Consider the following 10,752-nt stretch of genomic DNA (forward strand, 5'->3'; position numbering starts at 1 on the left):
GATGGAAAAATGACCGCCACAGAAGCTGATCACCCGTCCGCGTCCGGCCAAGCCGCCGGTGCCGCCCCGGCTGCAGGAACCGCGCCCGAACCAATCGACGAGAACATCTGGCTCGAGGACGTCTACGGCCAGGAGCAGTTGGCGTGGGTCCGCGAGCAGAATGCCCGCACCGAAGAACTCCTCGAGGATGCCGACTACACCGACCTCGAAAACAGGATCCTGGAGGTCCTCGACTCCACCGACCGGATCCCCATGGTGGGCAAGCACGGGGAGTGGTACTACAACTTCTGGAAGGACCGGGACAACCCCAAGGGGCTGTGGCGGCGGACCGGCTGGGACAGCTACCGGTCAGGGACCCCCGCATGGGACGTCCTCCTGGATGTCGATGCCCTCGCCGCCGCGGAAGGCCAGGATTGGGTCTTCCACGGCGCCAACTTCCTCCGCCCGGCCCCGGGCGAACCGCACCGACGGGCGCTGCTGGCTTTCTCCCCCGACGGCGGGGACGCGAACCGCTACCGGGAGTTCGACGTCGAGGTCCGCGGCTTCGTGGACCCGGCCGAGGGCGGCTTCGACCTCCCGACCGGCAAGGGCAACGCCTCCTGGCTGGACGCGGACACCTTGCTCGTCGCCACCACGGCCGACGGCCTGCCGCGGACCACCTCCTCCTACGCCCGGACCGGGGTGAAGCTGCGCCGGGGCGAATCCCTCACACAGGCCGAGAAGCTCTTCGACATCCCGGAGGATCACATGATGGCGATCGTGGCCCATGACTCGACGCCGGGCTTCGAACGCACGTTTGCCGTCGACTGGATCAGTTTCTTCGAAAAGAACACCGCCGTGCTGCGCGACAGCCAGTGGGTGCAGATCGACGTGCCCGCGGACGTGAACCTGAGCTCGCACCGCGAATGGCTGCTGTTCCGCCCGCAGCGCGACTGGACGGTCAACGGCACCACATATCCCGCGGGTTCCCTCCTCGCCGCCGGCTTCGAGAACTTCCTCGCTGGCCGCCGGGACCTGGCCGTGCTCTTCACGCCCGACCCGCACACCTCCCTGCAGTCCTGGAGCTGGACGCGGGACTTCCTGCTGCTGAATCTGCTCCGGGACGTGTCCTCGGAGATCCACGTCCTGGATCCGCGGCGCCCGGGAACGGACTCGGCATGGGAGGCCACCGTCCTGGACGCCTGCCCGCCCCTGCACGACGTCAACGCCTTCGCAGTGGATGACGAAGACGACGCCGAAGGCACGGACGACGACGGCACCGGCGGCGCCGCCTCGGTGTCCGAGGGCGAGTCGCCCGGCGCCGGGAATGACTTCTGGCTCATCGCCACCGGTTTCACGACCCCCACCACGCTGACCCGGGGAACGCTCACCCGCGGTGGTGACTCCGGCGACGGCGCCACCAGCACGCACGAGGTGATCCGGACCTCGCCGTCGTTCTTCAACGAGGCGGACTACGAGGTCCAGCAGCACTTCGCCGTCTCCAAGGACGGCACCAGGATCCCGTACTTCCAGGTGGGCGCCAAGGACCTGGTCCTGGACGGCCAGAACCCCACCCAGCTCTCCGGCTACGGGGGCTTCGAGATCTCCCGGACCCCGGCCTACAGCGGGGCGGTCGGCCGGGCCTGGCTGGAGCGGCGCACCGCGGCGTCCGCCGGCGCCGAAGGCGAGGCCCCGCACCGCCGCGGCGGCGTCTACGTGGTGGCGAACATCCGCGGCGGCGGCGAATACGGGCCGTCGTGGCACCGCGCCGCGCTGCAGGGCAACCGCCACCGCGCTTTTGAGGACTTCGCCGCCGTGGCGAAGGACCTGATCTCCCGCGGTGTCACCTCCCGCGAGCGGCTCGGCTGCGTTGGAGGTTCCAACGGCGGGCTGCTGGTGGGCAACATGCTCACGCAGTATCCGGAACTGTTCGGCGCCGTGTCCTGCGGGGTCCCGCTCCTGGACATGCGCCGGTACACCAAACTCTCCGCGGGCTACTCCTGGATCGGCGAATACGGTGACCCTGACGACCCGGAACAGTGGGAGTCCATCAAGACGTTCTCGCCCTACCATCTGCTCAAGGACGGGGTGGACTACCCCGAGACGTTCATCTGGACGGCGACCTCCGATGACCGGGTGGGGCCGGTCCAGGCCCGGAAGATGGCGGCGCGCATGCAGGCCATGGGCATCCCGAACGTCTGGTTCCATGAGGCCCTGGAGGGCGGCCACGCGGGCGCGTCCGACAACCGGCAGGCCGCGGCCCTGCAAAGCCGGAGCCAGCATTTCCTGTGGCGTGCCCTGGCCGGCCGGGAGGCCTGATCCCGCACTCCCGCAAGCCGGCGAGCAACGCGGGGTCACATCCGGCCCGCCGCCCATCATGGGCCGCAGGTGACCCCGCGTTGTCCTGGACCAGCCGTTTTGCACTGTGTGGCACCTTCTGCGTATCCTTGGTTGGCTAGTTAATAGCAATTGGAGACGTGCCAGAGCGGCCGAATGGGCTTCACTGCTAATGAAGTGTGGGGCACAACTCCACCGGGGGTTCAAATCCCCCCGTCTCCGCGTTTGGCCCCGGTCCCTGACCGGGGCCTTTTGCGTTCCCGGGGCACCCGTCCGGTGGCCGGACGCCGCGCGCCCGACGGCGGATCCGGATGGCAGGATAGGCCCATGTCGAGCAACACGGAATTTGACGCGATCATCGTCGGCGGCGGCCACAACGGCCTTGCCGCGGCGGCGTATCTGGCCAAGGCCGGGCGGCACGTCCTGGTCCTGGAAAAGCTGGAGCACGCCGGCGGCGCCGCGGTGTCAGCGCACGCGTTCGACGGCGTCGACGCCCGTCTTTCGCGCTACTCGTACCTCGTGAGCCTCCTCCCGCAGCAAATCATTGACGACCTCGGCCTGCGCATCGAACTGGCGCGGCGGCGCTATTCCTCCTTTACCCCGGACCCCCGGGACAGCGGCCGGGCCCTGCTGGTGGACAACGAGGACGCGGCCGCCACCGCGGCGTCCTTCGCCGCCGTCGGCGCGCCCGACGGCGAATTCGGCGCCTTCACCGCGTTCTACGCCGACTGCCGGAAGCTCACGGAAGCCCTCTGGCCCACCATGACCGCGCCGCTGCTGCCGCGGTCCGAAGCACGGTCCCTCGCCGCGCGGGCCGGGGCGTCCGCAGCCTGGGAGGCCATGATCGAACGCCCCATTGGACATGCCATCAGCAAGGACCTGCACAGCGACCTGGTCCGCGGCGTGGTCCTCACCGACGCGCTGATCGGCACCTTCGCCCGGGCCGACGACGAGGACCTGCAGCAGAACGTCTGTTTCCTCTACCACCTGATCGGCGGCGGGACGGGCGATTGGGACGTGCCGGTCGGCGGCATGGGCTCCGTGTCCGGTGAGCTGGAGCGGGCCGCCCGCCACGCCGGCGCGACCATCCTGACCTCGGCGGACGTCACGGCCGTCCGGCCAGGCGGCGTCGTGGGCTACCGCCACGCCGGGCAGGACCACACGGCAACCGCGCAGTGGATCCTCTCCAATGTGGCACCGGTGGTCATGGACCGGCTCCGGGACAGCGCAGCCCCCACCGGCGCCGACAACCCGAACCATCGCCGCGAGGGCGCACAGGTCAAGGTCAACCTCCTGCTCAAACGGCTCCCCCGGCTGCTGGACGGGTCCGTCAGCCCGGAGGCGGCCTTCGGCGGGACGTTCCACATCAACGAGACGTGGTCCCAGCTCGACGCCGCCTACCTCAGCGCCGCGGGCGGATCCGTGCCCTCGCCGCTGCCGTGCGAAATCTACTGCCATTCGCTGACCGACCCCAGCATCCTGTCCCCGGAACTGCAGGCCACAGGTGCCCAGACGCTGACGGTCTTCGGGCTGCACGTCCCGGACCGGCTGGTCACGGCGGAGAACAACGAGGACCGGCGGGCCGAACTGCAGTCCGCCGTCCTGGCATCCCTGAACTCCGTCCTGGCTGAATCCATTGAGGATCTGCTCCTGACGGGTCCGGACGGTCGCCCCTGCATCGAAACCAAGACCACCCTGGACATCGAACGCGCCGTCGGCATGCCCCGGGGCAACATCTTCCACGGCGGGCTCGACTGGCCGTTCGTGGAAGACGGCGACCCGCTGGACACGCCGGCGCGCCGCTGGGGCGTGGCCACGGACGATCCGCATATCCTGCTCTGCGGCTCCGGCGCCCGCCGCGGCGGTGCCGTCAGCGCGATCGGCGGGCACAATGCCGCCATGGCCGTGCTGGAAGCTGAACAGCCGCTCCGCCATGCGTGAACCCGACGGCGGACCCCTGAGCATGAAAGCCTCCGCCCGCAGCACTGTTCCGGCCGAGGGCAGCTGGAGCCCGCGGCTGGCCCTTCTGGTGGCCGCAACGTTCTTCATGGAATTCCTCGACGGGACCGTCCTGACCACGGCAATTCCCAGCATCGCCGCCGATTTCTCGGTCGCCCCGGCCGACGTCAACATCACCATGACGGCCTACCTGATGACGGTCGCGATGGGCATTCCGCTCAGCAGCTGGCTCGCAGAGCGCATCGGGGCACGCCGGGTGTTCTGCTTGGCCATCGCAACCTTTACCGCCGCGTCATTGCTCTGCGCGCTGAGCCAGGACCTCACCATGCTGACCCTGAGCCGGGTCCTGCAGGGGGCCGGAGGCGCCATGATGGTCCCCGTGGGAACCCTCGTGGTGCTCCGAGGGACGCCGAAGAAGGACCTGCTGCGGGCGACGGCGTTCCTGGTGTGGCCCGGGCTGCTGGCCCCGGTTCTGGCCCCGCTCGTGGGCGGCGCCCTGACAACGTACCTGTCCTGGCATTGGATCTTCCTGGTCAACCTCCCCCTGGGCCTGGCGGCGTTCCTGGCCGCGCTGCGCCTGGTCCCGGCGGTCGGCGGCGACAGCACGCGGCGCCTGGACTGGCTGGGGCTGGCACTGACCACGCTCGGGGTGGGCTCCCTGCTGGTGGGTCTGGAACTGACGGGCGGCCGGGACGCCGGACTGGCGGCAGCCGCCGGGATCGTCACGGGCCTGCTGTTCCTGACCGCCGCCGTGGCCTGGATGCGGCGGTCCCGCACGCCGCTGTTCAATCTGTCCGTCTTCGGCGCGCGGACGTTCCGCGCGACGGCCACGGGCGGCTTTGTGTACCGCCTGACCATCAGCGCCGTGCCGTTCCTGCTGCCGCTGATGTTCCAGGCCGGCTTCGGCTGGGACCCCCTGCACGCCGGGGCGATGGTGTCCGCTGTATTCGTGGGCAACATCGGGATCAAGCCGGCGACGACGCCGCTCATCCGGCGGTTCGGCTTCAAGCCCGTCCTGGTGTTCGCTTCGTTGGCCTCGGCGGTCACCTTTGCGCTGTGGGCGCTGCTCGACGCCGGCACGCCGGAGCCGCTGATCGTCGCAGTCCTCGTGGCCAGCGGAGCCTTCCGCTCCATCGGCTTCTCGGCCTACGCGTCCGTCCAGTACGCCGACGTCGTCCCGGCCCAGTTGCCGTCCGCGAACGCCGTCTCCGCCACGCTCGTGCAGCTCGCGACCGCGGCAGGGATCGCCGTCGGGGCGCTCCTGCTGCGGGTTTTCGAGTCAAGCAGCCCTGCCCTCGCCGGCCCCGCGGCCGGTGACCCGGCGGCGCCGTACCGGGCGGCGTTCGTGGCCATCGCCGTCCTGATGCTCCTGAGCACGCTGGACAGCCTGGCGCTCCCCCGCCAGGCGGGCGCCGCGGTCAGCCGGCCTGGCCCAGCACCAGCGGCAAAACGGCGCCGGCGCCCGCAAGCCTGAGGGCGCGCCCGGAGACGGTCAGGGTCCAGCGGCTGTCCACGAGGTCATCGATGAGCATCACGCTCTGGCCGCGGATTCCGGCCAGGGCTTCCTCCAGTTCGGGCCCCACCACCAGTCGGTCCCAGACGGCGGCGAGCCGGTAGGCACTGTTGCCGCCTCGGCCGCCGGTGGGTCCGCCGTGGTGGAGCTGCAGCTGGCCAAGATACGGGATGCGGCCGATCTCGGAGATCCCGCGGGCCAGGGAGTCCACCAGCACCGGCTTGCCGCGGGAGGGCAGGCTGATGATCGCGGCAGGGCGGCCGGCGCCGCTCCAGCCCGCGGTCCGGGAGTCTCCAGCGCCCCATTCCCTGAGCACCTGGACGCAGGCCTGCAGCATGCCGGGGTCCACGGGCCGGTCGGGCGCACCGGCGGCGAAGGCCTCGCGCAGGGCACCGCCCCAGCCGAGGTCCGTCAGGCGCGCCAGGACCCGGCCGTCCGCGAGGGCCTCGTCCGGCTTGATCTTGCCCTTGACGGGCACCCCCAGCCGGTCCATGCCGGTGGGCCACTGCAGCCGCGGTTCCAGCACGACGCCGGCCCGGCGGAGTGTCTGCCCGGCGGCCTCCGTGGCTGCTTCGGCGATATCGGCCGGGAACCAGCGGCCAGCACAGTTGTCGCAACGGCCGCAGGCGTGGGCTGTTTCGTCGTCCAGCACCGAGGTGATGTATTCCATCCGGCAGCCGGCGGTGTCCTGGTAGATGACCATCGAGTCCTGCTCGTCCACCCGGGCCTCGGCGATCCGGCCGTACCGGTCGGCGTCATAGCTCCAGGGTTGTCCGGTGGAACGCCAGCCTCCGCCGACGCGTTCGACGGCGCCGTCCACGGCCAGCACCTTCAGCAGCAGCTCCAGCGGGGTCCGGCGCAGGTCCACCCGGGCTTCGAGCGCCACCGTGGACACAGCCGTACCGGCCTCGGCAAGGGCCGTCAAGACGGCTGCAGCTTTGTCCTCGGACGGCATGGACGCGGTGGCGAAGTACTGCCAGATGTCGCGATCCTCGGAACCGGGCAGGAGCAGGACGTCGGCGTTCGCCGCGCCGCGCCCGGCACGGCCCACCTGCTGGTAGTACGCCACGGGAGAGGACGGCGCGCCAAGGTGTACCACGAAGCCGAGGTCCGGCTTGTCGAAGCCCATGCCGAGGGCGGAGGTGGCCACCAGGGCCTTGACCTGGTTGTCCTTGAGGAGCTGCTCGGCGCGTTCCCGGTCCGCGGGGTCGGTGCGTCCGGTATAGGCAAGCACCTCGTGCCCGGCTTCGGCCAGGAGCCGGGCGGTGTCCTCGGCGGCGGACACCGTGAGCGTGTAGATGATGCCGCTGCCCTGCAGGTCCTGCAGGTGGGTCAGCAGCCAGCCCAGCCGTTCGCGGGAATCCGGCAGGGTCAGGACGCCCAGCCGGAGCGATTCCCGTCCCAGGGCGCCCCGGATGGTCAGGACGTCCTTGCCGAGCTGTTCTTCGATGTCATGGACCACCCGGGAATTGGCCGTGGCGGTGGTGGCGAGCACCGGGACGGTGTCCGGCAGCTGTGTGATGAGGTCCGCGATGCGCCGGTAGTCGGGGCGGAAGTCGTGGCCCCAGTCCGAGATGCAGTGGGCCTCGTCGATCACCAGCAGCCCGGTCCGGCGGACGAGTTCGGGAAGCTGGTTTTCCCGGAAGGACGGGTTGGTGAGGCGCTCGGGGGAAACCAGCAGGACGTCCACTTCATCGGCGGCAAGCTGCTCGCGCACGGTGTCCCACTCCAGCTGGTTCGCGGAGTTGATGGCGACCGCCCGAACCCCGGCCCGGGCCGCCGCGGCCACCTGGTCCCGCATGAGAGCCAGGAGCGGGGACACTATCAGGGTGGGTCCCGCGCCGCGGCGGCGCAGCAGCAGCGAGGCGACAAAGTACACGGCCGACTTTCCCCAGCCGGTGCGCTGCACCACGAGGGCGCGCCGGCCGCCGTCGACCAGTGCCTCAATGGCCTCGAACTGGCCGTCATGGAACTGCGCCTCCGGGTGCCCCACGAGCTCCCGCAGCACAGCCTGGGCCTGTTCCCGGGTCGGGGAGACAGCGGCGCCGGAAACTGCGGCGCCGGAATCTGAGGTGGCGGAATCGGCTGGGCTGGAAAGGACGTTCTGGTTACTGGCCATTGATTCAGTATCCCAGCCCCCTCCGACACCGGCGCAGCCAGCACCCGCTATGTGGACACCCACGAAGTGGACAGCACAGCAGTGGACAGCACCGGCGCGGCCACGTCAGCCCGCAGCGTCAGAGCCGCAACGTAAGATAAGACCCGTGACTACGGACAAGACAAAGACTTTTGACCTCTCGGCCTCCTTCAAGGCCTACGACGTGCGCGGCATTGTCGGCGAATCGATTACCGCGGAAATCGTCGAAGCCGTCGGTGCCGCCTTCGTCGACGTCCTGGAGCTCACGGGGCAGACCGTGCTCGTGGGTGGGGACATGCGCCCCTCCTCCCCCGAGTTTGCCAAGGCCTTTGCCAACGGTGCCGCCACCCGCGGCGCCAACGTCCAGTTGCTGGACCTGATCTCCACCGACGAGCTGTACTACGCGTGCGGCGCCCTCAACGCCGCCGGCGCCACATTCACCGCCAGCCACAACCCGGCCGAATACAACGGCATCAAGATGGCCAAGGCCGGCGCCGTGCCGATCTCCTCCGAAACCGGGCTCAAGGAAATCCAGGCCCGCGCCGAGGAATACCTCAACGCCGGCACCATCCCGGCCGCCGGCACCCGGGGTCTGGTGGGCGTTCATGATGTCCTCAAGGGGTACGCGGAGTACCTGCGCGGCCTCGTGGATCTGCGCGGCTCGCGGCCGCTGAAGGTCGTCGTCGACGCCGGCAACGGCATGGCCGGTCTCACCACGCCGGCCGTGCTGGGTGATGCGTTGCTGCCCAAGCTTCCCCTGGAGATCGTGCCGCTGTACTTCGAGCTCGACGGCTCGTTCCCGAACCACCCGGCCAACCCGCTGGAGCCGGAGAACCTGCGCGACCTGCAGGCCGCCGTCGTCGAGCACGGCGCGGACATCGGCCTGGCGTTCGACGGCGACGCCGACCGCTGCTTCGTGATCGACGAAAACGGCGAGCCCGTCTCGCCGTCGGCCATCACCGGCATGGTGGCCCGCCGCGAAATCGCCCGTGCCCAGGCCCTCGGCGAGGACATGCCGACCGTCATCCACAACCTGCTGACCTCCCGTGCGGTTCCGGAACTCGTCGAACGCCACGGCGGCCGCGCCGTCCGCACCCGCGTGGGGCACTCCTTCATCAAGGCCGTCATGGCCGCGGAAGGAGCCATCTTCGGCGGGGAGCACTCGGCCCACTTCTACTTCCGCGACTTCTGGAATGCGGACACCGGCATGCTGGCGGCCATGCACGTCCTGGCCGCCCTGGGCGAACAGGACGGCCCGCTCTCCGAACTCGGCCGCGAATACGAACCGTACCGGTCCTCCGGCGAGATCAACTCGGAAATCGAGGACAAGGCCGGCGCGGTCGAGCGCGTCCGCGAGGACTTCCTTGACGAAGACGTCGAGGTCGACTATCTCGACGGCAGCACCTTCATTGCCACCGACGGCAGCTACTGGTTCAACCTGCGCCCGTCCAACACCGAGCCGTTCCTGCGCCTCAACGTCGAAGCCACGGACACCGCCACCATGGAGCGGGTCCGCGACCGCGTCCTGGCGCTGGTCCGGGGCTAGCCGTGGCCGCGCATCCCGAAGAAACACCGGACGCCGGCTCCTGGCGCGAGTCCGTGCCGGAAGCCAGCGCCACGGACCTGGAAAACCTGCTCGGCACCGGCGTCGGGGCCGCGCAGGAGCAGCTGGAGCGTAACGGCGGCTTCCTGCCGTTCGCGCTCGTAGTGCAGAACGACGGCGAAGTCCGGCTGGTTGCCGTGACCCCCGCGGACGCGAGCGACGGATCCGACGCCGACTTCGACGCGGACACCATGATCCGGGACCTCCACGAGCTGCTCCGCCAGCATCGGGACGAGTTCCGGGCCGCCGCGGTGGTCTGTGACATCACGCTGATCGAGGAGGACTCGGACGCCATTCACGTGGCCGCCGAGCACCAGGACGGCTCGCTGTTCGCCGCGGTGCTGCCCTACGCCCCGAACCCCGGGACACGCGAACTCGAATTCGGCCAGCTCTCCGCCGATACCAACGAACCCGCCGTGTGGGTGGACTAGACCGGCCGTAAGCTGGGGATATGAAGATCAACGCCTTCGCGGATGTGAGCCTGCGCGCCATGATGGTGCTCGCGGCCGCTCCCGACGGCGGCCTCCTGACCACCCAGAACATCGCCGATGCCGTCGGCACGCCCTACAACCACGTCAGCAAGGCGATGGCGAAGCTGCGCGAACTGGGCATGATCGACGTCGAACGCGGCCGCAACGGCGGATCCCGGCTCAGCAGCGCCGGCCGGGCCGCGACAGTGGGCCAGCTGCTGCGGCAACTCGACACCCGCCAGGACCCGGCCGACTGCGTCGCCGCGGGCGGCACCTGCCCGCTCATCACCGAATGCCACCTCCGGGCCGCGCTTGCCCGGGCCCGCGAGGCCTTCTATCGCGAACTCGACGGGATCGTCATCGCCTCGCTGCCGACCTCCCGGCAAATGACGCCGGTCTTCCAGATGATCGGACTGCGTCCCGGCCTCTAGATGAGTGAGTCCGAATTGGGCGTGCGCCGCGTGGACGCTGTTAATTGAAGGTGGAGGGTGTTAAACCCTGTTTGTGAAGACAGATCTAAACACCCTCCTGACCACACTTTACGTCGATTTGGATGATCATGTCCTGCCGGGCCTGGGCTGGTCCCGCGCCCGGATCCGGGGCCGAAAACCAGCCTTGAGCGACGCGGAACTGCTCTGCCTGGCCGCGGCGCAGCATCTGCTGGGCATCCCTTCGGAACGCAAATGGATCCGCTACGCTCACAAGCACCTGGCCGGCATGTTCCCGAACCTGCCCGGGCAATCCGGGTGGGGCA

At 69.7% G+C, this 10,752-nt stretch carries 7 protein-coding genes, 1 tRNA gene and 1 pseudogene; 8 read left to right on the forward strand and 1 reads right to left on the reverse strand.

Features of this window, described 5'->3' with window-relative positions; genetic code table 11:
- Positions 1-9 precede the first annotated feature (9 nt).
- From BLR03_RS18190 to BLR03_RS18205, 4 genes are all read left to right on the forward strand, one after another.
- Positions 10-2,298 carry a prolyl oligopeptidase family serine peptidase gene (locus BLR03_RS18190; RefSeq protein WP_091255377.1) on the forward strand — a complete coding sequence of 763 codons (2,289 nt, stop codon included), beginning with the start codon at positions 10-12 and terminating at the stop codon, positions 2,296-2,298.
- A gap of 152 nt (positions 2,299-2,450) precedes the next feature.
- Positions 2,451-2,538: transfer RNA gene (locus BLR03_RS18195), tRNA-Ser, on the forward strand.
- A gap of 105 nt (positions 2,539-2,643) precedes the next feature.
- Complete coding sequence (locus tag BLR03_RS18200; RefSeq protein WP_091255379.1) at positions 2,644-4,257, forward strand: phytoene desaturase family protein; 1,614 nt, start codon at positions 2,644-2,646, stop codon at positions 4,255-4,257.
- A 22-nt stretch (positions 4,258-4,279) separates the two neighbouring features.
- Positions 4,280-5,749, forward strand: coding sequence for an MFS transporter (locus tag BLR03_RS18205; protein WP_091255398.1), 1,470 nt, complete (start codon positions 4,280-4,282; stop codon positions 5,747-5,749).
- On the opposite strand, the gene BLR03_RS18210 is transcribed toward BLR03_RS18205, so the two are convergent.
- The gene (locus BLR03_RS18210; protein WP_091255381.1) at positions 5,694-7,907 is read right to left on the reverse strand and encodes a RecQ family ATP-dependent DNA helicase; all 2,214 of its coding nucleotides are present in this window, start codon (positions 7,905-7,907) and stop codon (positions 5,694-5,696) included. The two genes, BLR03_RS18205 and BLR03_RS18210, sit on opposite strands and share 56 nt — an antisense overlap.
- 145 nt (positions 7,908-8,052) lie before the next feature.
- Between BLR03_RS18210 and BLR03_RS18215 the strand changes: the two genes are divergently transcribed.
- From BLR03_RS18215 to BLR03_RS18230, 4 genes and pseudogenes are all read left to right on the forward strand, one after another.
- Entirely contained in the window at positions 8,053-9,471 is a 1,419-nt protein-coding gene (locus tag BLR03_RS18215; RefSeq protein ID WP_091255383.1) for a phosphomannomutase/phosphoglucomutase, read from the forward strand.
- 2 nt (positions 9,472-9,473) lie between these two features.
- A complete protein-coding gene (locus BLR03_RS18220; protein WP_091255386.1) occupies positions 9,474-9,959 on the forward strand; it encodes a hypothetical protein in 486 nt (161 codons plus the stop codon).
- A 20-nt stretch (positions 9,960-9,979) separates the two neighbouring features.
- Entirely contained in the window at positions 9,980-10,429 is a 450-nt protein-coding gene (locus BLR03_RS18225; RefSeq protein ID WP_091255388.1) for an RrF2 family transcriptional regulator, read from the forward strand.
- A gap of 73 nt (positions 10,430-10,502) precedes the next feature.
- Positions 10,503-10,752, forward strand: a pseudogene (locus BLR03_RS18230) (IS982 family transposase); the annotation flags it as partial.

Source organism: Arthrobacter sp. ok909 (assembly GCF_900104405.1).
GTDB lineage: Bacteria > Actinomycetota > Actinomycetes > Actinomycetales > Micrococcaceae > Arthrobacter > Arthrobacter humicola.

Bases quoted from the DNA above. Each gene is read 5' to 3' on its own strand.
- BLR03_RS18190 (WP_091255377.1), top strand. From the start codon at position 10: ATGACCGCCACAGAAGCTGATCACCCGTCCGCGTCCGGCCAAGCCGCC.
- BLR03_RS18200 (WP_091255379.1), top strand. From the start codon at position 2,644: ATGTCGAGCAACACGGAATTTGACGCGATCATCGTCGGCGGCGGCCAC.
- BLR03_RS18205 (WP_091255398.1), top strand. From the start codon at position 4,280: ATGAAAGCCTCCGCCCGCAGCACTGTTCCGGCCGAGGGCAGCTGGAGC.
- BLR03_RS18210 (WP_091255381.1), bottom strand. From the start codon at position 7,907: ATGGCCAGTAACCAGAACGTCCTTTCCAGCCCAGCCGATTCCGCCACC.
- BLR03_RS18225 (WP_091255388.1), top strand. From the start codon at position 9,980: ATGAAGATCAACGCCTTCGCGGATGTGAGCCTGCGCGCCATGATGGTG.